Annotated in this window: 23 protein-coding genes and 1 riboswitch; of the genes, 15 read left to right on the forward strand and 8 right to left on the reverse strand. The window is 75.3% G+C overall.

All coding sequences use genetic code 11. From position 1 onward, the window contains the following. Position 1: 1 nt before the first annotated feature. On the reverse strand, positions 2-979 hold the full coding sequence (locus U5M74_RS11210; protein ID WP_410909035.1) for a carbohydrate ABC transporter permease: 978 nt from the start codon (positions 977-979) through the stop codon (positions 2-4). Then, positions 976-2,421: an ABC transporter substrate-binding protein gene (locus tag U5M74_RS11215; RefSeq protein ID WP_410909036.1), complete on the reverse strand. Its 1,446-nt coding sequence runs from the start codon at positions 2,419-2,421 to the stop codon at positions 976-978. Before U5M74_RS11215 ends, U5M74_RS11210 begins: the two co-directional genes overlap by 4 nt. Before the next feature lie 179 nt (positions 2,422-2,600). On the opposite strand from U5M74_RS11215, the gene U5M74_RS11220 reads away from it, so the two are divergent. Beyond that, a complete protein-coding gene (locus U5M74_RS11220; protein WP_410909037.1) occupies positions 2,601-3,098 on the forward strand; it encodes a DUF6328 family protein in 498 nt (165 codons plus the stop codon). A gap of 12 nt (positions 3,099-3,110) precedes the next feature. Here the strand turns inward: U5M74_RS11220 and U5M74_RS11225 are convergent, their stop codons facing one another. Beyond that, positions 3,111-3,407, reverse strand: a complete 297-nt coding sequence (locus tag U5M74_RS11225) for a CBU_0592 family membrane protein (protein ID WP_410909038.1) — start codon at positions 3,405-3,407, stop codon at positions 3,111-3,113. A 193-nt stretch (positions 3,408-3,600) separates the two neighbouring features. Here U5M74_RS11225 and U5M74_RS11230 point away from each other — a divergent pair, with 193 nt between their 5' ends. Both U5M74_RS11230 and U5M74_RS11235 read left to right on the forward strand, forming a co-directional pair. Further along, complete coding sequence (locus tag U5M74_RS11230) at positions 3,601-4,506, forward strand: LysR family transcriptional regulator (protein WP_410909039.1); 906 nt, start codon at positions 3,601-3,603, stop codon at positions 4,504-4,506. A 53-nt stretch (positions 4,507-4,559) separates the two neighbouring features. Continuing rightward, a complete protein-coding gene (locus U5M74_RS11235) occupies positions 4,560-5,987 on the forward strand; it encodes a lactate/malate family dehydrogenase (protein WP_410909040.1) in 1,428 nt (475 codons plus the stop codon). Between the two features lie 7 nt (positions 5,988-5,994). On the opposite strand, the gene U5M74_RS11240 is transcribed toward U5M74_RS11235, so the two are convergent. The 3 genes from U5M74_RS11240 to U5M74_RS11250 are packed head-to-tail and all read right to left on the reverse strand — an operon-like array spanning position 5,995 to position 8,607. Then, positions 5,995-6,210 (reverse strand): hypothetical protein, encoded by a 216-nt coding sequence (locus U5M74_RS11240; protein ID WP_410909041.1) that lies wholly within the window; start codon positions 6,208-6,210, stop codon positions 5,995-5,997. 1 nt (position 6,211) lies between these two features. Further along, complete coding sequence (locus U5M74_RS11245) at positions 6,212-7,723, reverse strand: glycosyltransferase family 2 protein (RefSeq protein ID WP_410909042.1); 1,512 nt, start codon at positions 7,721-7,723, stop codon at positions 6,212-6,214. After that, positions 7,720-8,607 (reverse strand): diguanylate cyclase, encoded by an 888-nt coding sequence (locus U5M74_RS11250; protein ID WP_410909043.1) that lies wholly within the window; start codon positions 8,605-8,607, stop codon positions 7,720-7,722. The genes U5M74_RS11245 and U5M74_RS11250 overlap by 4 nt, the downstream gene beginning before the upstream one ends. A gap of 178 nt (positions 8,608-8,785) precedes the next feature. Further along, a riboswitch (glycine riboswitch) is annotated at positions 8,786-8,891 on the forward strand. Positions 8,892-9,132: 241 nt separating this feature from the next. On the opposite strand from U5M74_RS11250, the gene gcvP reads away from it, so the two are divergent. From gcvP to U5M74_RS11305, 11 genes are all read left to right on the forward strand, one after another. Further along, positions 9,133-12,138 (forward strand): aminomethyl-transferring glycine dehydrogenase, encoded by a 3,006-nt coding sequence (gcvP, locus tag U5M74_RS11255; protein ID WP_410909044.1) that lies wholly within the window; start codon positions 9,133-9,135, stop codon positions 12,136-12,138. Between the two features lie 45 nt (positions 12,139-12,183). Further along, complete coding sequence (gene gcvT, locus U5M74_RS11260; RefSeq protein WP_410909045.1) at positions 12,184-13,386, forward strand: glycine cleavage system aminomethyltransferase GcvT; 1,203 nt, start codon at positions 12,184-12,186, stop codon at positions 13,384-13,386. Positions 13,387-13,453: 67 nt separating this feature from the next. Continuing rightward, complete coding sequence (gene gcvH / locus U5M74_RS11265) at positions 13,454-13,822, forward strand: glycine cleavage system protein GcvH (RefSeq protein ID WP_069983518.1); 369 nt, start codon at positions 13,454-13,456, stop codon at positions 13,820-13,822. Between the two features lie 233 nt (positions 13,823-14,055). Then, positions 14,056-14,298 carry a helix-turn-helix domain-containing protein gene (locus U5M74_RS11270; RefSeq protein WP_410909046.1) on the forward strand — a complete coding sequence of 81 codons (243 nt, stop codon included), beginning with the start codon at positions 14,056-14,058 and terminating at the stop codon, positions 14,296-14,298. A 98-nt stretch (positions 14,299-14,396) separates the two neighbouring features. After that, positions 14,397-14,858 (forward strand): NUDIX domain-containing protein, encoded by a 462-nt coding sequence (locus U5M74_RS11275; RefSeq protein ID WP_410909047.1) that lies wholly within the window; start codon positions 14,397-14,399, stop codon positions 14,856-14,858. Positions 14,859-14,994: 136 nt separating this feature from the next. Continuing rightward, the gene (gene ehuB, locus U5M74_RS11280) at positions 14,995-15,948 is read left to right on the forward strand and encodes an ectoine/hydroxyectoine ABC transporter substrate-binding protein EhuB (RefSeq protein ID WP_410909048.1); all 954 of its coding nucleotides are present in this window, start codon (positions 14,995-14,997) and stop codon (positions 15,946-15,948) included. 6 nt (positions 15,949-15,954) lie between these two features. Then, positions 15,955-16,683 (forward strand): ectoine/hydroxyectoine ABC transporter permease subunit EhuC, encoded by a 729-nt coding sequence (gene ehuC / locus U5M74_RS11285; protein WP_410909049.1) that lies wholly within the window; start codon positions 15,955-15,957, stop codon positions 16,681-16,683. Beyond that, on the forward strand, positions 16,680-17,324 hold the full coding sequence (gene ehuD / locus U5M74_RS11290; RefSeq protein WP_410909050.1) for an ectoine/hydroxyectoine ABC transporter permease subunit EhuD: 645 nt from the start codon (positions 16,680-16,682) through the stop codon (positions 17,322-17,324). The genes ehuC and ehuD overlap by 4 nt, the downstream gene beginning before the upstream one ends. Continuing rightward, entirely contained in the window at positions 17,317-18,129 is an 813-nt protein-coding gene (ehuA, locus tag U5M74_RS11295; RefSeq protein WP_410909051.1) for an ectoine/hydroxyectoine ABC transporter ATP-binding protein EhuA, read from the forward strand. Before ehuD ends, ehuA begins: the two co-directional genes overlap by 8 nt. A 230-nt stretch (positions 18,130-18,359) precedes the next feature. Next, positions 18,360-22,535, forward strand: coding sequence for a phosphodiester glycosidase family protein (locus U5M74_RS11300; protein WP_410909052.1), 4,176 nt, complete (start codon positions 18,360-18,362; stop codon positions 22,533-22,535). A gap of 75 nt (positions 22,536-22,610) precedes the next feature. After that, positions 22,611-22,856 carry a DUF2630 family protein gene (locus tag U5M74_RS11305; protein WP_410909053.1) on the forward strand — a complete coding sequence of 82 codons (246 nt, stop codon included), beginning with the start codon at positions 22,611-22,613 and terminating at the stop codon, positions 22,854-22,856. Between the two features lie 40 nt (positions 22,857-22,896). Here U5M74_RS11305 and U5M74_RS11310 read toward each other — a convergent pair whose 3' ends face one another. Beyond that, on the reverse strand, positions 22,897-23,562 hold the full coding sequence (locus tag U5M74_RS11310; RefSeq protein WP_410909054.1) for a TetR/AcrR family transcriptional regulator: 666 nt from the start codon (positions 23,560-23,562) through the stop codon (positions 22,897-22,899). Between the two features lie 36 nt (positions 23,563-23,598). On the opposite strand from U5M74_RS11310, the gene U5M74_RS11315 reads away from it, so the two are divergent. Continuing rightward, positions 23,599-24,651: a DMT family transporter gene (locus tag U5M74_RS11315; protein WP_410909055.1), complete on the forward strand. Its 1,053-nt coding sequence runs from the start codon at positions 23,599-23,601 to the stop codon at positions 24,649-24,651. Here the strand turns inward: U5M74_RS11315 and U5M74_RS11320 are convergent. Further along, complete coding sequence (locus U5M74_RS11320) at positions 24,575-25,354, reverse strand: DeoR/GlpR family DNA-binding transcription regulator (protein ID WP_410909056.1); 780 nt, start codon at positions 25,352-25,354, stop codon at positions 24,575-24,577. The two genes, U5M74_RS11315 and U5M74_RS11320, sit on opposite strands and share 77 nt — an antisense overlap. Positions 25,355-25,388 lie beyond the last annotated feature (34 nt).

Raw genomic sequence — 25,388 nt, forward strand, 5'->3', positions numbered from 1 at the left:
CTCATCGCTGGTCCCCCTCGTAGTAGACGAGCCTGCGCGAGACGAGCAGCTGCACGGCCGTCACCAGCATGATGACGACGAAGAGCAGCCACGCCAGGGCCGAGGCGTAGCCCATGTGCAGCTCCTCGAACCCCTCGCGGAACAGGTAGATGACGTAGAACAGCGCCGCGTCGTTGGAGTACGTCGAGTTGCCTGCCCCGAAGAAGGCGGAGTAGGCCTCGGTGAACATCTGGAACGCCGCGATCGTGTTCACCACGGTGACGAAGAACAGCGCGCCGCTGATCATCGGCAGCGTGACGGTGCGGGTGCGGCGCCACCAGCCCGCGCCGTCGACGCGGGCGGCGTCGTACAGGTCCTTCGGCACGTCCTGCAGGGCGGCCAGCAGGATGACCACGGCCGACCCGACGCCCCACAGGCTCACCAGCGCCAGGCCCGGCTTGATCCACACCGGGTCGGTGGTCCAGCTCGGCCCGTCGATGCCGAAGACGCCGAGCACCTTGTTGACCAGGCCGTACTGGCCGTTGAAGAGCATCAGCAGCAGCACGCCGACCGCGACCGGCGGCGTCATCTTGGGCACGAAGAACGCCGTGCGGAAGAAGCCCTTGGCGCGCCCGGCCTGGTGCAGCAGCAGCGCGAGCGCCAGGGCCACGACGACGTACAGGGGCACCTGCAGCACCGTGTACTGCAGCGTGTTCCACAGGGCGAGGCGCACCTGCGGGTCCTCGGCCATGCGGCGGTAGTTCTCGAGGCCCACGAACGTGGGGTCGTTCAGCACGTCGTAGTCGGTCAGCGACAGGTAGAAGCTGTAGAGGATCGGCCACGCGGTGAAGACCAGGAACCCGATGGCCCACGGGCTGATGAACGCCAGGCCGGCGTTGCGCTCGTGGCGGGCGCGCGCGGTGAGGCGCCGGGCCCGCGGCCGCGCCGGCGCGGCGGTGCCGGGGACCCCCGGCACCGCCGTGCGCGGGAGGGTGCTCACTGCGCGTCCTGGCCGGCCGATCCGTCGGCCTGCCGGTCGTCCCACTTCTGCCAGGCCTCGTCGAGCGCCGCCTGCGCCTCCTGCTGCGCCTGGGCCAGCGCCTCCGCGGGCTCCTCCTGGCCGTTGAGGACACGGTTGACCGCGTCCTGCCACGCCTGCTCGAACTCGTTGTCGGCCGGGTTGGCCGGCAGCGCGAACGCGTGGTCGTTGGCGGCGTAGACGGCGTCGATGGCGTCCGCCCACGGCTGCGGCGCGTCCGCGGGCACGAGCTCGGAGCGGATCTGCGCGTCGGCCTCCTCGTTGCCGGTCAGCACGCCGGTGAACACCAGGCCGTCGGCCGCGCGGGCGTCCGCGCGGGCCTGGGCCGCCGCCATCCACGCGTCGGTCTCGGTCATGCGGGCGGCGTACGCGCAGGCCGCGGCCGGGTCGTCCGCGTCGGCCGGGACGGCCCAGGCGGAACCGGTGGCGAAGGAGAGCACCTCGCCGTCCGTGCCGCGGAACGGCCCGAACGCCATCGGCGCGTCCGGCGAGCTCTCGTTGAGCACGTTGACGTACCACTGCTCCATGGGCATCGCGCCCAGCGTCCCGGTCGCGAACTGGTTGCCGGCACCGAAGAAGTCCGCCGAGTCGCGGTAGGTCTTGACCGCCGGGAAGCCGCCCTGGGCGTCGTAGACCGCCACGGCCTTCTCGAGCGCGGCGACCACCTCGGGGTCGTCGAGCTGCGCGGTGCGCCCGTCGGCGGACAGCAGGTCGGCGCCGCGGCCCTTGGCCCACAGCGGCAGGAACTCCGGCAGCTTCGAGTCGAAGCCGATCACCGAGAGGCTGCCGCCGTCGCTGCGGGTCATCGCCTCGGCGGCCGCCAGCGCCGCGTCGGGGTCGGAGCCGTCCACCGCCGAGATGTCGAGGCCCGCGCCGGCGAGCAGGTCGGCGTTGGCCATGGTGACCTGGATCTGGTTGAACTCCGGGATCCCGTACACCTCGCCGTCGAACGTCACCTGCGCCAGGGCGGAGTCGACGTACGCGTCGGTGTCGATGCCCTGGGCCTCGATGCAGGCCGACAGCGGCAGGATCGCGCCGCGCGAGGCGAAGGTGCCGATCTGGGTGCGCTCGGCGTAGATCAGGTCCGGCGGGTTGCCCGACGCCGCGGCGGACAGGAACGCCTGCGGGTCGAGCGCCCCCTCGGAGAGCCTGACGTCGATGCCCAGCGCCTCGACGGCGCGGTCGTGGCGCACCTTGCCGACCTCGTCGCCGGTGCCGAACCCCATGACGTCGAGCGAGCTGCCCGGGGAAGGGGTAGCACTGAAGTCGACGTCGGCGGCCTGTCCGTCGCCGCCCGTGCCGGTGGCGCAGGCGCCGAGCAGCAGGGCGACGGCGGCGGCGCTCGCGGCCGCCGTGGCGGCGGTGCGGGGACGACCGGGGTGTTGGCGCAGGTGAACGGGCACGACGACCTCCTCGTGACACAGGTCGGTGCGTGAGGCGACCGACGACCGGCTCACCTTGCGGCACGCCGTCCGATTCCGCACGAGAAGTGCTCCCGGCGTGCGAGCGGGGCAGGACCGGTGCATCATTCGTCGCCAGCCCGGGCCCACCCTCCCGGGCACGATCGGAGGGAGGGGCCCGCGTGGTCGACGAGCAGGTGGCCGGCGCCCGGCCGGGGGACGACCACGGACGTCCCGAGACGCCGGCGCAGCGCTCCGACCGGAACTGGGTCGAGCTGCTGCAGGAGCTGCGCGTGATGCAGACCGGCGTGCAGATCCTCACGGGCTTCCTGCTGACGCTGCCCTTCCAGCCGCGGTTCGCGGACCTCACCGACTACCAGCGCACGCTGTACCTGGTGCTGGTGGTCCTGGCGGCGTCGACGACGGGCCTCGCCGTCGGGCCCGTGTCGATGCACCGGGCGCTGTTCCGCCGGCACCTCAAGCGCGAGCTCGTCACGGCCGCCGACCGGATGACGCGGGCCGCGCTCGTGCTGCTCGCGCTCGTGGTCGCCGGGACCACGAGCCTGGTGTTCGACGTCGTGGTCGGCCACGACGCGGGCCTGGTGGTGGGCGCCTCGGTGATCGTGGTGCTCGCGGTGCTGTGGCTGGTGGTGCCGGTCGCGGTCCGCCGGCGCGGCTGACGCCGCCGTCGGTCAGGCGGCGAGCTCGAACGCGCGCGGCTCGGCGGCGCGGCGCCGGGCCGCGCGCTCGCGCACGATGGTCGTCAGCGCCTGCAGGCCGATGACGATCCAGGCCACGTTGGCGGCGGCCGAGGGCCAGACGCCGTTCGCGGCCGCGACGAGGAACATCAGCACCGCGCCGGCGAGGTTGGTGATCTGGAACGCGAGGGAGCCTGCGCCCCAGCGGCCCTTGCTGACCATGCCGTAGGCGACGATGCCGGCGACGGCGCCGACCCAGCCGAGGACGGTGATGAGAGTGACGAGCGACACGGTGGTCTCCGGGCACGACGGAGGCGCGCGAGAGCGCGCCCGGGGAGGGCAGAGGGGTGGGTTCGCGCCGATGGAGCCCCTGGGCCGTGCTGCTCGTGCTGCTTGCGGGCGGTCGTGGCGCGCCCTCATGAAACACCACGAATGTGGTTCAGCGCAATCGAACGTTCCTGCACCGGACAGTTAGGATCGCTGCATGCCCACGGACCCTCGTCGACTGTCGTTCCTCCTCGCCGTCCACCGCGCCGGAGGCGTGCTGGCGGCGGCCGAGCTGCTGCACGTCACGCCGTCCGCCGTGTCGCAGCAGATCGCCCGGCTGGAGGCCGAGGAGGGCTTCCCGGTGCTCGACCGCGGGCCGCGCGGCGTGACCCTCACGCCGGCCGGCCGGGTGCTCGCCGAGACGGCCGAGCGCATCGAGGCGGAGCTGGTCGAGGCCCACCAGGCGATCGCCGCCCTGGGCGAGGGCGTCAGCGGGACCGTCACGATCGGGTCGTTCCAGACGGCGATCCGCGCCGTCGTCGCGCCGGCGCTCGGCGAGCTCGCCGAGCGCTACCCGGCCGTCGAGATCTCGGTGAACGAGCACGAGCCGGCGGAGGCGCTGCGGATGCTGCGCGCCGGGGACGTCGACCTCGTCGTCCTCGAGCGGGACTCGGACGTGGACGCCCCGGCGCCGCGCGGCTCGCACGACGTGCCGCTGCTCGACGAGCCGTGGCGGCTCATCGTGCCGGCCGGGCAGCCGGCGCCCGAGCGCGTGGACGACCTGGCCGACGCCACGTTCGTGGCGGGCGAGCCCGGCACCGCGTCGGACCGCGCCCTGCAGCGCCTCGCCCGCACCCTGGGCACCACCTTCACCACGCGCCACTCGTTCTACGACTTCGACACCGCGATCGCGCTGGTGGCCGCCGGCCAGGGGGTCGCGATGATCCCGGCCCTCGCGATCGAGGCCGACTCGGCCGACGGCGTGCAGGTGGTGCGCCTCGCCGGGCTCGGCTCGCGGCGCCTCATGCTGCGCCACCGCGCCACGCGGCACGAGCCCGGGCCCGCCGTGCGCGCCGTCGTCGACACGATGGTGGAGATCGCCCAGCGCCTCGAGCTCGCCTGACCGGCCCGCGCCGGCCGGGCCTGCCGCCGGGGCCGCGTCGTTAGGCTCGCCGCATGGACGTCGCAGTGCTCGGTGCCACCGGGGACGTCGGCCGGCAGGTGTGCACGCAGCTCATCGCCGGCGGGCTGCTCACCCCCACCTCCCGGCTGCAGCTCGTGGGGCGCCCCGGCGGCAGCTCCGCCAGCGCCGCCTACGGGCTGCGGGCCGACCTCGTCGACGCGTTCGACGAGCGCGCCCCGCTGATCGACGTCGCGCTCTCGCCCGACGACGTCGTGGCGGACGTCGTCGTCGCCACCGCGGGGCGCACGGCGCCCGCCCGGCCCGGCGCCGACGGCGACCGCTCCGCCCTGGCCGCCGACAACCTCGAGGTGTTCCGCTCCTACGCGCGGGCGCTGGCCGCGCACGGCTCGGGCAAGGAGGTGGTCATCGTCGTGACCAACCCGGTCGAGCTCGGCGTCGCGGTGATGGCCGACGCCCTCGGCCGGCACCGGGTCATCGGCATGGGCGCCTGGCTCGACACGCTGCGCTTCCGCCGCGAGATCGCCGTCTCGCTCGGGCTGCGACGCCACCGCGTGGGCGGGTTCGCCGCCGGGGAGCACGGCGTCCGGGCGGTGCCGCTGTGGTCCACCGTGCGCGTCGCGGGGCTCGACGCCGCCGAGCGCCGCGCCGCCGTCGCGCACCTGCGCCGCGACCGCTCCCTCGACGTGCTGCCGCAGGAGGTCGCGGACGCCAAGCGGCTGCTCGACGAGGTGGCGGTGCGCGACGTCGGCGAGGCGTTCACGCTGGTGGACGCCATGCCGGCGGACCTGCGGGTCATCACGCGGCCGTGGATGACGCACCAGTCCGGCGCGAAGACGGCGGCCGCGACGGCCGCGGCCACGGTGGACCTGGTGCGCACGCTGCTCGACGGGCGCGACATCGTCGTGGCCGGGCAGGTGGCGCTCGACGGCGAGGTGGACCTGCCCGGGCACGTGCTCGGCGTCCCGGTGATCCTCGGCCCCGAGGGCTGGTCGCGCGTGGTGCTCGACCCGCTCGAGGAGGACGAGCGCCGGCTGCTCGCCGCGTCGGGGCAGGGGATCGACGCGATGCTCGAGCGGCTGGGCGTGCGTCCGGCGGCGGGCGCCGACCCCGTCGTCGGCGAGGCCGCCGCCACGCCGCCGGACCTGCGCCCGGGCGCCGAGCCGCGGTGGGAGGTGGCCGTGGAGCTGCACGCCGCCGACGAGGTGGGCACGGTGGCGATGCTGACCGGGGTGTTCGCCTCGCGCGGCGTGAGCGTCGAGTCGCTGGCGACGTCGACGGTCCCGCCCGCGGTGCCCGCGGCCACGGCGGTGGTGACGCCGCCGGCCGACGCGCCCGGCCGGGCGGGCGCCGTGGTGCTCACGTTCCGCGCCGGGGCGCGCCGGGCGCGGGAGATCGCCCGCACGCTCGAGCGGCTCGCGGCGGTGCGCCGGATCGTGGTGCGCGAGGCCGACGCCGCCTGACCGGGTCCTAGAGCGGGCCGTCCGGGTGGATGCTGCGCGTCTCCTGCCGCGCGCCGCGGCGGGGCAGCCAGTCGCGGACGTAGACCTTGGGCAGCACCTTGGCGGCGGCCAGCACCACGTAGACGAGGGTGTTGATGGCCACGAACGTGGCGAGGACGGCGAAGCCCTGGGAGTGCAGCACGCTCACGGGCAGCAGCACGCCGGCGGGGACGGACTGGATCAACTCAGGCTCCTGCGGGGAGAGGCTCGGGGATGGGCTCGAGGACGGGCTCGGGCGCGGTCCGGGCGCGGGGTGCGTGCTGCACGTGGTTCCACGTGGTCTGCCGGCCGAGCGTGATGTCGACGACCGAGCGCAGGTACACGAGGTTGAGGAACATGTCGAAGAGCAGCTCCGGCAGCACGGTCACGGCCAGCAGCCGCGCCCGCCACCCGCCGCGCCAGACGGTGACGACCCGCTCGAGGGCGAAGACGCCGCCCAGGCCGAGCCAGAACGGGTACCAGACCCACTGGTCGATGGCGAGCATCGTGATGACGACGAGCGCGAAGTACGACGCGAGCGCCACCCCGCCGTACCCGAGGCCGAACTGCTGCGCCCAGTACCGGAAGGTGGAGGGCGTCAGGCCGTAGGCGCCGATGTTCTCCAGCGCCCCGCGCTGCCAGCGCAGGCGCTGGGCCCACAGGGCGCGCCAGGTCGGCATGAGCTCGGTGACGACGGTGCACTCCGACGGCGAGACCATGAGCGCGCCGAGGGACTTCAGCGCGATGGTCAGCTCGTTGTCCTCGGTGAGCGCCGCGGTGTCGTAGACGTCGCCCGGCGTGCCGGGCAGGGCCCGGCCGCGGGCGGCGGCGACGGCGCGCAGGGCGCGCGGGCGGAACACGGTGGCGGTGCCCGTCAGCACGAACACCCGCCCGCGCCGCCGGGCGATTCCCCGCCCGTAGCGGGTGTACTCGTTGCGCTGCAGGAGCCCCAGCAGGCCGTGGCCGGGCTCGCCGTAGAAGACGCCGCCCACGGCCATGAGCGCGCGGTCCTCCGTCATGCGCCGCACGGCCGCCGCGAGGAAGCCGGCGTCCATCGTGGTGTCGGCGTCCATGACGAGCACGGCGTCGTTGTCGCCGAGCTCCGGCAGCAGCCGCCGCAGCACCTGGTTCAGCGCGCCGGCCTTCTTCTGGGTGTTGCCCACGGTCTCGTGCACCTCGGCGCCGTGGGCGCGGGCGACGGCGGCGGTGTCGTCGGTGCAGTTGTCGGCCACGACGACGACGCGCTGCGGCGCCGGCTGCTGCTCCCGCAGGCTGCGCAGCGTCTCCGGCAGGATCGCCGCCTCGTCGTGCGCGGGGATCACGACCGTGACCGTCACCGGCCCGGCCCAGACCCCGCGCGTCTTCTCCATCACCGTGCGTGCCGCCAGGGGACGGCTGCGGTCCCGGCGGGAGGTGCGCGCCCGCGTCACCGCGCGGTTCTCGACGACCGCGACGAAGGCCGCCGCGAGGAGCGCGACGGCGACCGCGGTCACCGCCACGGCGAGCGACGGGGCCTGGGTGTCGTACAGGACCCGCCACACGCCCAGCAGGACGCGGGAGGCGAGGGGGTCGCCGTGCTGCTCCGCGGACGGGGCGACGACGAACCACAGCAGCAGCGCGGCCGCCACGACGAGCAGCAGCAGGACGACGCCGACGACGCGCGGCAGGGCCCGGGAGAGGTCGCTGCGCCAGGTGGGGCCGGGCTCGGGCGCGGTCACGAGGCGCTCCGGGGCTCGGTCCCCGCGGCGCGGGCCTCCCGCTTGGCGCGGTACATCGTGGCGTCGGCGCGGGCCAGCAGCGCGTCGGCCGTCTCCTCGCCCCGCGTGACGGCGATGCCGACGCTGACCGACGGGCGCACCCGGTGCCCGGCGACGGCCAGGTCGCCGGTCACCGTGGCCGTCACCCGGTCGGCGACGGCCTGCGCGGTCTCCTCGTCCGCCCCGGGGCACAGCACCACGAACTCGTCGCCGCCGAGGCGCGCCACCAGGTCCGACGGACGCACGGCGCGGCGCAGGCGGGCGGCGACGGCGCTCAGGACGGTGTCGCCGGCCAGGTGCCCGAGGGAGTCGTTGACGTCCTTGAACCGGTCGAGGTCGATCAGCAGGACGGCCAGCGGCCCGTGGCCGGCACGGACGCGCCCGACCTCGTGCACGAGGCGGCGCTCCAGCGACCTGCGGTTGGCCACGCCCGTGACGGCGTCGCTCATCGCCTCGCGGCGCAGCCGGGCCTCGTGACGCTGCTGGGCGGTCACGTCCTGCACCCACACGACGTAGCGCGGCGCCTGGGCGTCCGCGGTGACGACGGTCCGCACGCACACCGAGGTGCCGTCGTGGCGCTCGAGCCACCGCGGGCTGCCCCAGGCCGCGTCGCCGGCATCCTGGACGGTGGTGTCGTCGGCGAGGAGGACCGCGGCGTCGGCGCCGGCGACCTCGTCGAGGGAGAGGGCCAGGACGCGCGCGCCGGCGGGGTTGGCGCGCAGGACGCGGCCGGACCGGTCCAGGACGAGCAGCCCGACGGGCAGCTGTGCGGCGGCCGCGACGAGCGTCGCATGCCCGTCGTCGGCGTCGCGGGCGCCTCGGCGCCGCTGCGGCAGAGTGGTCATGTTCTTCGGTCCTCGCTCCGGGCGCACCCGGCGGCGCCCCCCACGACCGGCAAGACCGTCCGGCCGGGATTTCATGACGGAGGCGCTGCGTGCGCTGCGTCACGCGGCCGCGCGCGAGCGTGATCCGCGCGACATCCCGGGCGGGTACACTCGCGCCCACAACGCAACACACGCCGCTCGAACCATGACGGGAGAGCCCTGCGGACGCCCTCGCGGCGGCCGCAGGCGCCGAAGGAGCAAACCCTCCCCGGGAATCTCTCAGGCCCACGTACCGTCACGGCGAGGCAACTCTGGAAAGCGGTCCGACCGTCGCCCGCGGGCGGCGGACGGGCCCACCGACGGTGCAAGCCGGCGCGCCCCGTCACCGCCCCACCCGCCACGGCGCCGGGGGCGGCACACAGGCGGACCGGCCAAACTCTCAGGTCGACCCCGCGGCCACGGGCCGGGCAGGGGTCCGATGACAGAGCGGGGAGGGACAGCAGTCGTCCCCGCCGTCCGACGGCCCTCACTGACCGGAGCCCTCCTGTGAACAGCGCAGCGAGCACGACCGTCCACTCTCCCGCGCCGACGTCGGCGTCGTACGACCCCGACGTGTTCGCGGCCCGCCACCTGGGCCCGCGCGGCCGCGAGGTGCGCACGATGCTCGACGAGCTCGGCTACGACTCGCTCGACGCCCTGGTCGACGCCGCCGTCCCGGCCGCCATCCGCACCGCCCGCCCGCTGGACCTGCCGGCCGCCCGCACGGAGGCCGAGGTGCTCGACCACCTGCGCGCCGTCGCGGCGAAGAACCAGGTCAAGCGGCAGATGATCGGCCTCGGCTACTACGGCACGCACACCCCGCCGGTGATCCGCCGCAACGTGCTGGAGTCGCCCGCCTGGTACACGGCCTACACGCCGTACCAGCCGGAGATCTCCCAGGGCCGGCTCGAGGCGCTGCTCAACTTCCAGCAGGCGGTGGAGGACCTCACCGGCCTGGAGATCGCGGGCGCCTCGCTGCTCGACGAGGCCACGGCCGTCGCCGAGGCGGTCGCGCTCATGTGGCGCGCCTCGCGGGCGAAGGCCGGCTACGTGGTGCTCGACGCCGACCTGTTCCCCCAGACGCTGGCCGTGACCCGCGGGCGCGCGGAGGCGATCGGCCTGCCCGTGGTGGTGGCGCCGCTCGACGGCGGGCTCGCCGCCGGCCTCGAGGCGGCCGCCGCGCAGGGTGCGCTGCCCGCGGGCGACCTCGTCGGCGTCGTGCTGCAGCAGACCGGCGCCTCCGGCCGCGTGCTCGACGCCCGCGGCGTGGTCGTCGAGGCCAAGGAGCGCGGTGCGCTGGTCACCATGGCCACCGACCTGCTGGCCCTGACGCTGCTGGTCTCGCCGGGCGAGCTGGGCGCCGACGTCGCGGTCGGCTCCGCGCAGCGGTTCGGCGTCCCGCTGTTCTACGGCGGCCCGCACGCGGCCTACATGGCGGTCCGCAAGGGCCTCGAGCGGCAGCTGCCGGGCCGCCTCGTGGGCGTGTCGGTCGACGCCGACGGCGCCCCGGGCCTGCGGCTCGCCCTGGCGACCCGCGAGCAGCACATCCGCCGGGAGAAGGCGACGTCGAACATCTGCACCGCGCAGGCGCTGCTGGCGATCGTGGCCTCGATGTACGCCGTCTACCACGGCCCCGACGGCCTGACGGCGATCGCCCGGCGCGTGCACGCCCGCGCCGTCGCGGTGGCCGAGGGGCTGCGCGCCGCGGGCGTCGAGGTGGCGCACGACGTCTTCTTCGACACCGTCCGCGCCGTGGTGCCGGGTCGCGCCGCCGCCGTCGTCGCGGCCGCCGCGGCGGCGGGCTACAACCTGTACGCGGCGGACGCCGACCACGTCCAGGTCGCCTGCGACGAGACCACGACGGAGGCCGACGTCGCGGCGGTCCTCGCCGCCTTCAGCGCCGCGCCGGTGCACGAGGGTGCGGACGTGGACTTCGCGCGCGCGGGAGTCAACCCCGAAGTGGAGGGCGCCCTGGCGCCCGTGAACGCTCCGGCGCGCGCGAAGTCCACGTCCGTAGCCGGCCTGCCCCTCGCCGTCCGCCGCACCACGGCGTTCCTCGAGCACCCGATCTTCCACTCCCACCGCTCCGAGACCTCGATGCTGCGCTACCTGCGCCGCCTCGCGGACAAGGACCTGGCGCTGGACCGCACGATGATCCCGCTGGGCTCCTGCACGATGAAGCTCAACGCGACCGCGGAGATGGAGGCCATCAGCTGGCCGCAGTTCGCGGACCTGCACCCGTACGTGCCCGCCGAGCAGGCGCTGGGCTACGCCGAGCTGGTCTCCACGCTGGAGGCGCAGCTCGCGGAGATCACGGGCTACGCCGCCGTCTCGGTGCAGCCGAACGCGGGCTCGCAGGGCGAGTTCGCAGGCCTGCTGGCGATCCGCGGCTACCACCGCGCGCGGGGCGAGGCGCACCGTGACATCGTGCTCATCCCGGCGTCGGCGCACGGCACCAACGCGGCGTCGGCGGCGCTGGCGGGCATGCGCGTGGTGGTCGTGGCGACGGCGGAGGACGGCTCCATCGAGCTCGCCGACCTGCGCGCCAGGCTCGCGGAGCACGGCGCCCAGGTGGCGGCGATCATGATCACGTACCCCTCGACGCACGGCGTGTACGAGGAGCACGTGCGCGAGGTGTGCGACCTGGTGCACGAGGCCGGCGGCCAGGTGTACATCGACGGCGCGAACCTCAACGCGCTGGTCGGCCTCGCGCGGCCGGGCGAGCTGGGCGGCGACGTCTCGCACCTCAACCTGCACAAGACGTTCTGCATCCCGCACGGCGGCGGCGGCCCCGGCGTGGGCCCGGTCGCGGTGGCCGCGCACCTGGTGCCGTTCCTCCCGGGCGACCCGACGCCCGGGGCGGAGGAGGCCGCCGGCGCCCCGGTCAGCGCGGCGCCGCACGGCTCGGCGGGCATCCTGCCGATCTCCTACGCCTACGTCGCGCTGATGGGCCCGGACGGGCTCACCGAGGCGACCAAGACGGCGGTGCTGGTGGCCAACTACGTCGCGGCGCGCCTGCGCGACCACTTCCCGACCCTGTACACCGGCCCGAACGGCCTGGTGGCGCACGAGTGCATCCTCGACCTGCGCCCCGTCACCGCGGCCACCGGCGTCACGGCGGAGGACGTGGCCAAGCGGCTCATCGACTACGGCTTCCACGCCCCGACGCTGTCGTTCCCCGTCGCCGGCACGCTGATGGTGGAGCCCACCGAGAGCGAGGACCTCGCCGAGCTGGACCGGTTCGTCGACGCGATGATCGCCATCAAGGCCGAGATCGACCGGGTCGCGGCGGGGGAGTGGGCGGTGGCCGACTCGCCGCTGCGGAACGCACCGCACACCGCCGCGGCGGTGACCGCCGACGCGTGGGACCACCCCTACCCGCGCGAGCTGGCCGCCTTCCCGGTGCCGGGGCTGCGGGCCGCGAAGTACTGGTCGCCGGTGCGCCGCATCGACGGCGCGCAGGGCGACCGCAACCTGGTGTGCGCCTGCCCGCCGGTCGAGTCCTACGCCTGACGCCACGCCCATCCCCGCCGCGCCCCGCCTCCCGAAGGAGCCTCGATGACCGAGGACGTGACCACCGACCCCGCCGCCGCCCCGGCGAGCACCCCGACGACGGACCGGACGACGCCGCTGCACGAGGAGCACCTTGCCCTCGGCGCGTCCATGACCGGGTTCGGCGGCTGGCTCATGCCGCTGCGCTACACCTCCGACCTCGCCGAGCACCGGGCGGTGCGCGAGGCGGCCGGGCTGTTCGACCTGTCCCACATGGGGGAGATCGAGCTGGCCGGCCCGGGCGCCGCCGCGGCGCTCGACCACGCCCTGGTGGGCAGCGCCACGGCGATCGCCGTCGGCCGCGCCAAGTACTCGATGATCTGCGCCGAGGACGGCTCGGTCCTCGACGACCTCATCGTCTACCGGTTGGCCGACGAGCGGTTCCTCGTCGTGGCCAACGCGGGCAACGCGGAGCTCGTCGCCCGCGAGCTGCGCGAGCGCGCCGCCGGCTTCGACACCGTCGTCGCCGACCGCAGCGCCGAGACGGCGCTGGTGGCGGTCCAGGGCCCGCGTGCGGAGGACATCGTCGCCGCGCTCGCCGCGCTCGCCGCGCCCGAGGACGTCGAGGCGGTCCGCGCCCTGCGCTACTACGCCGCCGTCGCCGTCACGGTCGCCGGGGTCCGCGCGCTCGCGGCCCGCACCGGGTACACCGGCGAGGACGGGTTCGAGCTGTTCGTCGCCGCCGAGGACGCCGTCACGCTGTGGCGGGCGGCGCTCGCGGAGGGCGCCGGTCACGGGATGATCCCCGCCGGGCTCTCGGCGCGCGACTCCCTGCGCCTCGAGGCCGGGATGCCGCTGTACGGGCACGAGCTCGACACCACCACGACGCCGTACGAGGCCGGCCTCGGCCGCGTCGTGCGGCTCGACAAGACCGACGCCGACGGGAACCCCGTCGAGTTCGTCGGCCGGGCCGCCCTGGCGGCGCGGCAGGCCAGCGCCCCCGCCCGCGTGCTCGTCGGCCTGCGCGGCACCGGCCGCCGCCCCGCGCGCGCCGGGCACGCCGTCGTGCTGCCGGGCGACGGCGGCGCACCGGGTCACCGGGTCGGCACCGTGACGTCGGGCGCGCCCTCGCCCACGCTCGGGTACCCGGTCGCGATGGCGTACGTGACCCCGGAGCTCTCCGCCGAGGGCACCGAGCTCGCCGTCGACGTGCGCGGCCGCGCCGAGCCGTTCGTCGTCGTGCCGCTGCCGTTCTACAAGCGCGGCTGAGCCCCGATCCGCCGCACCACCGACCCCCAGCACCCCCGTCAGCACCAGCACCGACCGAGGAGCCTCCATGGCCGACTTCCCCGCCAACCTGCAGTACTCCCGCGAGCACGAGTGGGTCGACGACTCGACCCCGGCGGTCGTGGGCATCACCTCCGTGGCCGCCGACGCGCTGGGCGACGTCGTCTACCTCGAGCTGCCCGAGGTGGGCGCCACGATCGAGGCGGGCTCCGTCGTCGGCGAGATCGAGTCCACCAAGTCCGTCTCCGAGCTGTACTCGCCGGTGTCCGGCACCGTGGTCGAGGTCAACCAGACCGCCGTCGACGACCCGGCGCTGGTGAACTCCGACCCGTTCGGCACGGGCTGGCTGTTCAAGGTGGAGGTCACCGGCACCGGCGAGCTGCTCGACGCCGAGGGCTACGCCGCCTTCGCCGGCTGACGCACCGCCGACGACGGTCGTCGTCACCCGTCCGGCCGGAGCGCCGGGGTCCCGAGGGCCCCGGCGCTCCGTCGTCCCGCAGCGCGCTGACCTGCGCCTTCGCCTCGCGGGTGAAGTCGTGCCGTGATGACGGGTGAAAAAGTTGGCAGAACCGCGTCATGATCACGCGGCCGACGCCTCTCTAGTGGTAGAGCCGGCACCCCTGCTGCCGGCCGGCTGCACAGGAGGACGCCATGACCCTCATCGAGATGAACCGCCCGGCACCCGCGACGCCCGCCGCGCTGACGCGGCGTGAGCGCGTGGTGCTCGCGAACCTCGCTGAGGACGTCACCCTCGAGCAGATCGCCAACCGCCTCTTCGTCACGCGGAACACCGTCAAGTCCCAGGTCCGGAGCGTCTACCGCAAGCTCGGCGTCTCGACCCGCGCGGACGCGGTGGCGTGGGCGCGCCAGGCGGGGCTCGACTCGGCCAACTGACCCGCGCCCGACCGGCACCCGGTACGCGCCCCGACCGCGCCCGCTCGGGCGGCGCGGTGGCGCCGCGCGCGGCGCGCCCGAGTGAAACACTCGGGCGCATGACCGATTCGTCCGCCCCCGCCCTCCGCCCCCTCCCGGCGGCCGGCGCCCGCCGGCTCGTGGTCGCGGCCGCGATCGTGGACGACGTCGCCGCCCCGCGCCGCCTGCTCGCCGCGCGCCGCTCCCGCCCCGTCGAGCTCGCCGGCCGGTGGGAGTTCCCGGGCGGCAAGGTGGACCCGGGGGAGACCCCGACCGAGGCGCTGCACCGCGAGCTGCGCGAGGAGCTCGGCGTGGCCGTCGACCTCGCGCACGAGCTCCCGGGACCGGACGCCGGGGGCTGGGTCATCACCGACCGGCACGTGATGCGGTTGTGGTTCGCGGCGCTGGCCGACGGCGAGCCCGCCCCGCTCGTCGAGCACGACGAGCTGCGCTGGCTGGCCCGGGACGAGCTGTTCACGGTCGACTGGCTGGACGGCGACGTGCGGATCGTCGAGGAGCTCACGGAGCACCTCGTCGGGTGAGGCCGGCTCGCGCCGGATCGCGCGGCCCGGCTGTCGCCCGCCGCACCACGGGGTTACCGTCGTGAAGAGCCGACGACCCCGTCGGCCCCGGGTCCCGCGCCGACGCGGGTCACGGAGGGAGAGCCATGTGCTGTCCATGACCACCCCCTGGCGTCGAGCGCTCGCCGTCTGCTCCGTCCTCCTCCTCGCCCTCCTCGCGGCGTGCACGCGTACCGAGGGCGGCACGGGAGGCGGTGGCGGCGGTGACGGCGGTACGGCCGCCGAGGGCGGCTCGACGCTCCAGCGCCTCCAGGACGCCGGGTCCATCACCGTCGGCTTCGCCGGCGAGGCGCCCTACAGCTACGAGGAGGACGGCGAGCTCACCGGCGCCATCGTCGACCTCCACCGCGAGATCTTCGGCGAGCTCGGCATCGACACCCTCGACGGCGTCAGCACCGAGTTCCAGTCCCTCATCCCGGGGCTCAACGCCGACCGGTTCGACGCCGTGAGCGCCGGCATGTCGATCCTCCCGGAGCGCTGCGAGCAGGCCTCGTTCAGCGAGCCGGAGTTCATGTACACCACCGCGTTCCTGGTGCCCGAAGGGAACCCGGACAACCTCACCGACATGCAGTCCGCCGCCGACGCCGGGATCACGCTGGCCACGGTCAGCGGCGCCATCGAGACCTCGTACGCCGAGCAGCTCGGCATCGAGAACCTCCAGGTCGCCACGCCGCAGGACGGGCTCGACGCCGTCGTGGCCGAGCGCGCGGACGCCCTGGCCCTCACCGGCATCTCCCTGAACAGCCTCGCGCAGGCCGCGGACGCGCCGGTCGAGGTGACCGAGTCGTTCGTCGCGGTGATCGACGGCGTGCCGCAGATCGGCGCCGGCGGCACGGTGTTCCGCACCGCGGACACCGACCTGCGCGACGCCTACAACGAGAAGCTGGCCGAGATCGTCGGGGACGAGCAGCGGTACCTGGAGATCATGGGCCCGTACGGGTTCACCGAGGCGGAGCGGCCGGTGGAGGGGCTGACCACCGAGGCGCTGTGCTCCGGCAACCTCGAGGAGCTGGCCACCGAGCTCGCCCCGCAGCTCGGCCTCGACCCCTGACGGGCCGTGTCCGAGAACCTGCAGGCCCTCGTCGGCGCGCTGCCGCAGCTCGCCGAGGGCGTGGTGGTCACGCTGCAGCTCACGCTCGGCGGCGCGGTGCTCGCGTTCGTGCTCGCCGTGGCGCTGGGCCTGGCGGCCCGTGCCCGGTCGCTGTGGCTGCGCACGCCCACCCGCGTGGTGGTCGAGTTCTTCCGCGGCACGTCGCTGGTGGTGCAGCTGTTCTGGCTGTTCTACGTGCTGCCGGTGTTCGGCTTCCGGCTGGAGTCGATGGCCGTGGGCGTCGTCGCCCTCGGCCTCAACTACGGTGCCTACGGCTCCGAGGTGGTGCGCGGGTCCGTCAACGCGGTGCCGGCGGGGCAGTGGGAGGCCGCGAGGGCGTTGAACCTCAGCCCGGCCCACCGCGTGCGCCGGGTGATCTTCCCCCAGGCGTGGGCGCTGATGATCCCGCTGCTGACCAACCTGCTCATCCAGCTGCTCAAGGGCTCCGCGCTGGCCACGTACATCCTGCTGCACGACGTGAACTTCGAGATCGGGCAGCTGCGCCGCACCACGCAGGACACCTTCTTCAGCTACACGGTCGGCCTGCTCGTCTACTTCGCGCTGGCCTACCTCCTCACGCTCGGCATGAACGCCCTCGAGGTGCGTGCCAAGCGCCGCATCGGCGTGGGCCCGAGCCTGCGGGAGGTCGTGCGGCTGGCACCGGTGCCCACGACGGCGAGGGCAGGTGCGGCGTGAACGGCGGGCTCTGGAGCTGGCAGGAGGCCGCTGCGGCGCTGCCGCCCATCCTCGCGGGCTTCCGCGTCACCCTGGTGGCGACGGTCGTCGGCATGGTCGTCGCGGCGGCCCTCGGGCTGGTGATCGCCCTGGTGCGCCGCTCGGGCGGCCGCTGGGTGACCGTGCCGGTCGGCGTGTTCGTCGAGCTCGTGCGCTCCACGCCCCTGCTGGTGCAGCTCGTGTTCGTCTACCTCATGCTGCCGACGGTGCCGGCGCTCGTCATCGGCTGCGGCGTTCTGGGCGTGCACTACGCCACGTACCTGTCCGAGGTGTACCGCGCCGGGATCGAGGCGGTGCCGCGCGGGCAGTGGGAGGCGGCCACGGCGCTCGACCTGCCGCGCGCGCGGGTCTGGCGCGCCGTCGTGCTGCCGCAGGCGGTCCGCAACACCCTGCCGGGCCTGGGCAACTACGCGATCTCGATGTTCAAGGAGACGCCGTTCCTGTTCGCCATCTCCGTCGTGGAGATGTTCACCGCGGCGCAGCAGTACGGCGCCGCCACCTTCGACTACACCGAGGCCCTGACCATGGTCGGGCTGATCTTCCTCGCGGTGAGCTACCCCACCTCGCTGCTGGTGCGCCGGATGGAGAACCGCCTTGCCTGAGCCGAACGCCCCCACCCCGACCGGCCCCGTCCCGGCGGGCGCGCCGGCCATCCAGTTCCTCGACGTCGTCAAGCGCTTCGGGCCTACCACGGTGCTCGACGGGCTGACCTTCTCCGTCGCGAGGGGGGAGCGGGTGGCCCTCATCGGGCCGTCCGGGTCCGGGAAGACGACGATCCTGCGGCTGCTCATGACGCTCGAGGAGGCTGACGGCGGCCTGCTCCTCATCGACGGCGACCCGTACACGCACGAGATCCGCGACGGTCGGCGCGTGCCGATCCCGGAGAAGCGGCGGCGGCAGGTGCGCCGCCGTGTCGGCATGGTGTTCCAGCAGTTCAACCTGTTCCCGAACATGACGGTGCTCGGCAACATCGTCGAGGCGCCGGTCCATGCGCTCGGGCTGTCGCGAGAGGAGGCCGTCGCGCGGGCCGACAGGCTGCTCGAGCAGGTGGGCATGTCGGCCAAGCGGGACGCGCGCCCCGCTGCCCTGTCCGGCGGGCAGCAGCAGCGCGTGGCGATCGCCCGGGCGCTCGCGATGGACCCGGAGATCCTGCTGCTCGACGAGGTCACCTCGGCCCTCGACCCCGAGCTCGTGGTCGACGTGCTGGAGGTGCTGCGTGCGCTGGCCGAGACCACGGACCTGACGATGCTGATCGTCACGCACGAGATGCAGTTCGCGCGGGACGTGTCGCACCGGGTGCTGATGTTCGACCGGGGCCGCATCGTCGAGGAGGGCGACCCGGAGACGATGTTCACGGCGCCGACGCACGCGCGGACCCAGGCGTTCCTCAAGGCCGTGCTCGGCTGAGGCGGCGGGCGGTGCGGGGACGGGCCGCGCGGTCCGCGCACCGCCGGGCCTGGTGTGAGGCAGGAACTTTCCTGTAGCGTCACGAACGCGAAAGTCAGTGACAACGAGGTCGCCACCTTCCGTTCATGCCGCCGTCCGCCGGGGGACACCCGCGTCCACCAGGCTCACGGCGACGCGCAGGTCGTCCCCAGCCGTCACCCCGCGCCCGCTCACGCCGCCCGGAGGCACCGATGCCGAGTCCGACCCCCGCCGCACCTGCCCCCGCGGTGCCGCCGCCCGCCGTGCCGTCCGCGCCGCACCGCGCGCTCGCCGTCGTCGCCGCGGCCCTCGGCCTGCTCGCGACCCCGGCGCTCGTGGCGCCCGCGGCGGCCGCGCCCGCCGCGCCGTCGACCGCGACGACCGCGACGGCCGCCACGGGCGACGCCGTCGCCGACCTCGCGCTGGACGACGACGGTGCCGCGATCGTCACGCGGCGCGACGAGCGGCTCGTCGCGCCCGGGCTCGAGCTCACCCGGTTCGCGCGCACCTCGGCCGACGGGTGGCTCACCGGCGAGGTGCTCGTGGCCCGCCTCGACGGGCAGGGCGGGCCACGCTTCGGGTACGTGGGCGCGCCGGACGTCGCGGGCACCGCCACCGTGACCGAGATGGCCCGCGAGCGAGGCGCGGTCGCCGCCGTCAACGGCGACTTCTTCGACATCAACGGCTCGGGCGCGCCCATCGGTACCGCCGTCGACGGTGGCACGCTGCTGAAGTCAGCCGACCCCGGGCGCGAGAAGTCCGTGGTCTTCGACCCCGCGGGCGTGGGTCGCCTCGCCGAGCTCTTCCTGGAGGGCCGCGCCACGCTGACGCCGGCCGACGGGCCGGCGCGGGAGCTCGCGATCGCCGGGCTCAACGCCACGGCGCTGCCGGCGGCGGGCGTCGCCGTCTACGACGCGCGCTGGGGCGACCACGCCCGGGGTCGCGCCGTCCCGGCCGGGGAGCGGGGCGTGGAGGTCCAGGTCGACGGCGACGGCGCCGTCCTCGCCGTCGGAACCCCCGGGACGGGGCGGCTGCCCGAAGGCGTGCGCGCCCTCGTCGCGCGGCCGGGCGCCGCGGCCGACGCGCTCGCCGCGCTCGCCCCCGGCGACGCCGTCGAGCTCGCCTACGGGCTGCGCCCCGACGCCGGCGACGTGGCGGTGGCCGTCGGCGGCTCGCCGCAGGACTGGCTGCTCGACGACGGCGAGGTGACCGCCGACCGCTCGGAGTTCTCCACGACGCGCAACCCGCGCACGGCGATCGGGTTCGACGCCGCCAGTACCACGGCCTACCTGGTCGTGGTGGACGGCCGCCAGTCGCACAGCACGGGCATGACGCTGCCCGAGCTCGGCGAGCTCATGGCGCAGCTCGGCGCGGACGACGCGCTCAACCTCGACGGCGGCGGGTCGTCGCAGATGGTCGCCCGCCTGCCCGGCGACACGGACACGAGCATCCTCAACAGCCCGTCCGACGGCGTCGAGCGCCAGGACGCCAACGGCCTCGGCCTCTTCGTGCCCTCAGGCTCGGGCCAGGTGCACGCCTACGACGTGCGCACCGCCGCCGCGCCGGCCGGCCTGGACGCCGCGGACGACCCCGCCGACACCACGGCCGCCGACTCCCGCCGGGTGTTTCCTGGCCTGCACCGCACCCTCGTGGCCAAGGGCTACGACGAGACGATGACGCCGGTGCGAGGGGCGCCCGAGGACTGGTCGTCCGCCGACGAGGCCGTCGCCACGGTCGCGGCCGACGCGTCGGGGACCGCCGTCGTCACCGGCGTCGCCCCCGGCACGACGGACGTGAGCGCGGTGACGCTCACGGACGACGGCGCGGCGACCGGCGTGACGGGCGTGCAGGTGCTCGGCCCGCTGGAGCGCGTGGCCGTCACGGAGCCCGTGGTGACGCTCGCCGACGCCGAGGCCTCCGGCCGCGTCGTGCTGACCGGGTACGACGCGCAGGGGTTCGCCGCCCCGGTCGAGGCCCGCGACGTCACGGTGACCGGCGGCGACGGCGTCGCCACGCTGGAGCCGGCGGCCGACGGGTCGTTCACGGTGCGCGCCACGGCAGGCTCGGGCGCCGGGACCTTCACCCTGGCGGTGGGCGACCTCACGGCCCAGGTCGCCGTCGCCGTCTCGCTCGACGAGGTGACGGTGGCCGACCTCGCCGACGCCGGCCGCTGGACGTCGGCGCACGACCGTGCGCCCGGCGGCAGCGTCGCCCCGGCGGACGGCCACGACGGGGCCGCGGGCCTGCGGCTCGCGTACGACTTCACCGGATCCACCGCGACCCGCGGCCAGTACGCCGTGGTGCCCGACGGCGGCCGGGAGCTGCCCGGCCAGCCCCGGACGGTGCGGCTGTGGGTCGAGGGCGACGGCAACGGCGCCTGGATGCGCCTGCAGGTGCGCCAGGGCGACGGCGTCACCACCAACCTCGACGGGCCGAACGTCTCGTGGGACGGCTGGCAGCAGGTCGAGATCCCGGTGCCCGAGGGCGTGCAGTACCCGCTCGTGCTGCAGCGCGTGCGGCTGCTGGAGACCTCGGCGGCCCGGCAGTACGCCGGCGAGGTGACGATCTCCGACGTGCGCGCGCTCGTGCCGCCGGACGTCGAGGTGCCCGCCGTCCCGCGCGTCGAGGACCCGGTCGTCACGGCCGCCGGCGGCACCGACGACGCCCCCTTGCGCGTCGCCGTGCTGTCCGACGCGCAGTTCGTGGCGCGCGACCCGGAGTCCGGCGCGGTCCAGGGCGCGCGGCAGGCGCTGGCGGAGATCGTCGCCGCCGACCCCGACCTGCTCGTGATCAACGGGGACCTCGTCGACGAGGCGTCGCCGGCCGACTTCGACCTGGCCCGGGAGGTGCTCGAGACGGGCCTCGCCGACGCGGGCTTCCCCTGGTACTACGTGCCCGGCAACCACGAGGTGATGGGTGGCAGCATCGAGAGCTTCGAGGCCGAGTTCGGGGAGCGGACGCACGTGCTGGACGTGCCGGACCCGGCGGACGAGGCCGGCGGCGTGACCCGGTTCGTGCTGCTCGACTCCTCGACCGGCCGGCTCGGCAGCGACTTCGCCCAGGTGCGGCTGCTGCGGGAGGCGCTCGACGGCGCGGCCGGCGACGAGAGCGTCACCGGCGTCGTCGTGATGTTCCACCACCCGCTGGACGACCCGCTGCCCACGAAGGCGAGCCGGCTCACCGACCGGCTCGAGGCGGACACCCTGCGAGGCTGGTTCGAGGACTTCCGCGGCACGACCGGCAAGTCGGTCGCCGTGGTCGGCTCGCACGTCGGCGTCTTCCACGCCGCCACGCAGGACGGCGTGCCGTACCTGGTCAACGGCAACTCCGGGAAGAGCCCGGCGAGCACCCCGCAGGACGGCGGCTTCACCGGCTGGTCCATGCTCGGCATCGACCCGGCCGCGGGCGTGCGCGGCGACGCCACCGGCGACTCCACCGGCGACTCCACCGGCGAGGCCGCCGGCGAGGCCGCCGGGAACGCGGACGCCTGGCTGGGCTGGGAGGTGCGCACCCGCGCCGAGCGCGTCGACGTCTCCGGCCCCGCCGAGCTGGCCGTGGGCAGCGACGGCGAGGTCAGCGCCCTGGTGACGCAGGACGGCGACCGGCAGGTGCCGGTGGCGTGGCCGGTGTCCGCGGCGTGGGGCGGCGAGCGGGTGTTCGTCGGCGCGGCCGACGAGGCGCCGTCCGGCAGCGTCCTGGCCCTCGATCCCGCCACGCGCCGGGTCACCGCCCTGGCCCCGGGCCGGGCCGCGGTCACCGTCACCGTCAACGGCGTCACCGGCTCGCTCGAGGTGCTCGTCCCGGCCGGCGCGCCCGGCGAGGCGCGCCTCAGCGACGACAACGGCTGGGACACCGGCCTGCTCGACGGCGACTACCACGTCATGGTCGACCTGTGGTGGGGCGAGAACGCCACCAGCCTGCGGTTGTACGAGGACGGCGAGCTGGTCGCGACGGAGCCGCTGGAGCACGCCGGCACGCAGGCGCAGCGTGTCGCGGTGCCGGTCACCGGCAAGGTCGACGGGCGGTACACCTACACCTGCGAGCTGGTGAACGCGGCCGGCACCACGCCCTGCGCGCGACCGCACACGGTCACGGTGAAGGACGCGCTGCCCGGCGACGTGGTGCTGAGCCACGACAACCACGACCGCGACGGTGACTACACCGTCACGGCGCACAAGTGGTGGGGCACCCAGGCGACCGCCTACGTCCTGTACGAGGACGGCGTCGAGATCGACCGGCAGGAGCTCGAGCCCGGCAGCGGCGGCGCCGCGCAGTCCGCCTCGACGCTGGTCCAGGGCCGGGAGCCGGGCACCTACCGGTACGTGGCGGTGCTGACGAACGCCGCGGGCGAGACGCGCAGCCGAGAGGTCCGCGTGACCGTGCGCTGACCCCTCGACGCGGTGCCGTGCGGGGCCGTCCGACGTCGTCGGGCGGCCCCGTGCGCACCGGCCTAGCGTGGGTGCATGGCGACCACAGACGGCAACATCCGCGAACTCATCAACCAGCTGGTCGAGCAGGAGAAGCAGCTGCGCGAGCAGCTGAGCGGCAAGCCCACCGGGGAGGGACGCGACCTGCTCAAGGCCATCCAGGTCGAGCTGGACCAGTGCTGGGACCTGCTCCGCCGCCGCGACGCGGCGCGCGAGTTCGGCCGCAACCCCGACGACGAGCAGGTGCGCCCGGCCGACACGGTGGAGAACTACCGCAACTGACGACGCGTCGCCGCCGTGCCCGGCGTGACGGCGGCACCGCTCAGCCGGACGGCAGCATCACGAGGGCGGCGTCCCGGGCGCGGTCGAACGCGTCCGGGACGACGCCCATGCCCGCCATGACGAGCGCGCCCTCGTGCAGCAGCAGCAGGTCGCGCGCCAGCGCCTCGGGGTCGCGCGCGCCCGCGGCGCCCGGCCCCGCGGCGTCGCGCGCCAGGCCGGTGAACAGGTCGAGCATCCACCGCTTCTGCCCCACGATCACGGCGTGGGCGGGGTGGGCCGGGTCGCTGATCTCGGCGTGGGCGTTGATCATGCCGCAGCCCTTGCGCCCCCGGTCCCGGGCCCAGGCCGCCGAGGCGTCGAAGACCGCGGACAGGCGCGCCCGCGGGTCCGGGCCGGCCGCCGCCAGCCGCGGGTCGAGCACGTCCCGCCACTGCCGGTCGCGCTCGCGCAGGTACTCCACGACCAGGCGCTCCTTGGACCCGAACCGGTCGTAGAGCGTCTTCTTGGTGACCCCGGCGCGCTCGGCGATCGCCTCGACGCCCACCGCGTGGATGCCTTGGGCGTAGAAGAGCTCGGACGCCGCCGCCAGGACGGCGCGCGCCTTGGGGGTCCACCCGACCGCCTCGGCGGCCCCGACAGCTCCGACGGCCTCGACGGCCCCGGCAGCTCCGACAGCTCCGACGGCCCCGTGCTGGTCCACGCTCATGCGGCAACGCTACACCGACCGGTATACCGTGGGGCCATGCATATACCGATCGGTATACCCGCCACCCGTGGCGGGTGGGCGAGCGCCGGGCTCGCGGCGCTCTTCGTCGTCTGCTGGTCCTCCGGGTTCGTGGGCGCCAAGCTCGGCGCCGGCGACGCTCCCGTGACCACCGTGCTCATGTGGCGGTTCCTTCCGCTGGCCGTGCTGCTCCTGCCGGCGCTGCTCCTGCCTGCGCCGGTGCGCGGGCGGCGCCGGGTCGGGGCGGGGATAGCGGCCGGGGCGGGCGCGCGCACGGTGGCGCGGGAGGCGTGGGTCGGCGTGCTGTCGCAGACCGGGTACCTGCTGAGCGTCTACGGCGCCATCGGGCTCGGCGTCAGCACCGGCACGACGGCGCTGGTCGACGGCATCCAGCCGCTCGTCGTCGCCGCGCTGGCCGGGCCGCTGCTCGGCGTGGCCGTCACCGGCCGGCAGTGGGCGGGCCTCGGCGTCGGCGTCGTCGGCGTCGCGGCGGTGACGTGGGCCGACGCGACGGCGCCGGCGGGCGGTGCGCCCTGGTGGGCGTACGCCGTGCCGTTCACCGGGATGCTCTCGCTCGTGGCCGCGACGTTCCTCGAGCGCCGGGCCCCGAGCACCATGCCGCCGCTGCGCGCGCTCGCCGTCCACTGCGCCACCTCGGCGGTGGTCTTCACCGGCCTGGCGCTCGCGACGGGCACCGCCGTGCCGCCCGGCGCGGCGTCGTTCTGGGTCGCCGTGGCCTGGCTCGTGGTGCTGTCCACGTTCGGCGGGTACGGCCTGTACTGGGTGCTCCTGCGGCGGGTGGGCGTCACGGTGGTCAACGCGCTGATGTTCCTGGTGCCCGCCGTGACGACGGCGTGGGGCGCCGCGATGTTCGCCGAGCCCGTCACCGCGGTCACCGTGGCCGGGCTGGCCCTCGCCCTCGGGGCCTGCGCGCTGGTCGGCCGCGACGGCGAGCGCGCCGACGGCCGCGACGGCGGGCGCCGCCGGCCGGGGGTCAGGGGGCGGCGAGCAGCGGTGCGCCGGCGTCGAGCAGCGCGCGGGCGGCCGGGTCGTCGAGCGGCACGTCGGTGACGATGCCGGTCACCTCGCCCAGCGGCAGCACCCGGAACGCCGAGGCGGCGCCGATCTTCTCGGCGCTCGCGAGCACGTAGGTGTCGCCGGCGCGGCTCGCGAGCGTGCGCTTGGTGGCGGCCTCCTCGGCGTCGCCCGTGGTCAGGCCGGCCTCCGGGTGCACCCCGGTGACGCCGAGCAGGAAGACGTCGGCCCAGATCCCCGCCGCCGCCTCGGCGAGCAGGGAACCGGACGTCACCACCGAGTGCTTGAAGAGGCGGCCGCCGAGCACGAGCACCTCCACCGCGGGGTGCTCGGCCAGCGCCGCCGCCACGGTGGGGCTGTGCGTGACGACCGTGGCCTCGAGGTCGGCCGGCAGCGCGCGGGCCACCGCCAGCGCCGTCGTCCCGCCGTCGAGGATGGCCGTGCTGCCCGGGCGCACCAGCGCGGCGGCGCGGCGCGCCACCCGGTCCTTGTTCTCGACGGCGACGCCCTGGCGGCCGGCGTAGTCGACGACGGCGGGCGAGACGGGCAGCGCCCCGCCGTAGACCCGCTGGCACAGGCCCGCCGCGGCCATCTCACGCAGGTCGCGCCGCACGGAGTCCTCGGACAGCCCGTGCCGGGCCGCGAAGTCCTTGGCCACCACGCGCCCCTCGGTGCGCAGCACCCGCAGCAGCTCGTCCCGTCGTTGTGCCGGCAGCATCGATCCCGTCCCCCACTTCATCCGCGTTATTGCCTAGTGTTGCACGTTTCTGCGT

The organism is Puerhibacterium sp. TATVAM-FAB25, assembly GCF_046535855.1.
Classification (GTDB): Bacteria; Actinomycetota; Actinomycetes; order Actinomycetales; family Cellulomonadaceae; genus Puerhibacterium; species Puerhibacterium variabilis_A.

Excerpts from the sequence above, each read along its gene's own strand:
- U5M74_RS11235 (WP_410909040.1), top strand. The coding sequence starts at position 4,560 with ATGGACGTCGCAGTGCTCGGTGCCACCGGGGACGTCGGCCGGCAGGTG.
- U5M74_RS11315 (WP_410909055.1), top strand. The coding sequence starts at position 23,599 with ATGCATATACCGATCGGTATACCCGCCACCCGTGGCGGGTGGGCGAGC.
- U5M74_RS11270 (WP_410909046.1), top strand. The coding sequence starts at position 14,056 with ATGACCCTCATCGAGATGAACCGCCCGGCACCCGCGACGCCCGCCGCG.
- U5M74_RS11300 (WP_410909052.1), top strand. The coding sequence starts at position 18,360 with ATGCCGAGTCCGACCCCCGCCGCACCTGCCCCCGCGGTGCCGCCGCCC.
- U5M74_RS11275 (WP_410909047.1), top strand. The coding sequence starts at position 14,397 with ATGACCGATTCGTCCGCCCCCGCCCTCCGCCCCCTCCCGGCGGCCGGC.
- U5M74_RS11230 (WP_410909039.1), top strand. The coding sequence starts at position 3,601 with ATGCCCACGGACCCTCGTCGACTGTCGTTCCTCCTCGCCGTCCACCGC.
- gcvH (WP_069983518.1), top strand. The coding sequence starts at position 13,454 with ATGGCCGACTTCCCCGCCAACCTGCAGTACTCCCGCGAGCACGAGTGG.
- U5M74_RS11250 (WP_410909043.1), bottom strand. The coding sequence starts at position 8,607 with ATGACCACTCTGCCGCAGCGGCGCCGAGGCGCCCGCGACGCCGACGAC.
- U5M74_RS11310 (WP_410909054.1), bottom strand. The coding sequence starts at position 23,562 with ATGAGCGTGGACCAGCACGGGGCCGTCGGAGCTGTCGGAGCTGCCGGG.
- U5M74_RS11305 (WP_410909053.1), top strand. The coding sequence starts at position 22,611 with ATGGCGACCACAGACGGCAACATCCGCGAACTCATCAACCAGCTGGTC.
- ehuB (WP_410909048.1), top strand. The coding sequence starts at position 14,995 with ATGACCACCCCCTGGCGTCGAGCGCTCGCCGTCTGCTCCGTCCTCCTC.
- U5M74_RS11320 (WP_410909056.1), bottom strand. The coding sequence starts at position 25,354 with ATGAAGTGGGGGACGGGATCGATGCTGCCGGCACAACGACGGGACGAG.
- gcvT (WP_410909045.1), top strand. The coding sequence starts at position 12,184 with ATGACCGAGGACGTGACCACCGACCCCGCCGCCGCCCCGGCGAGCACC.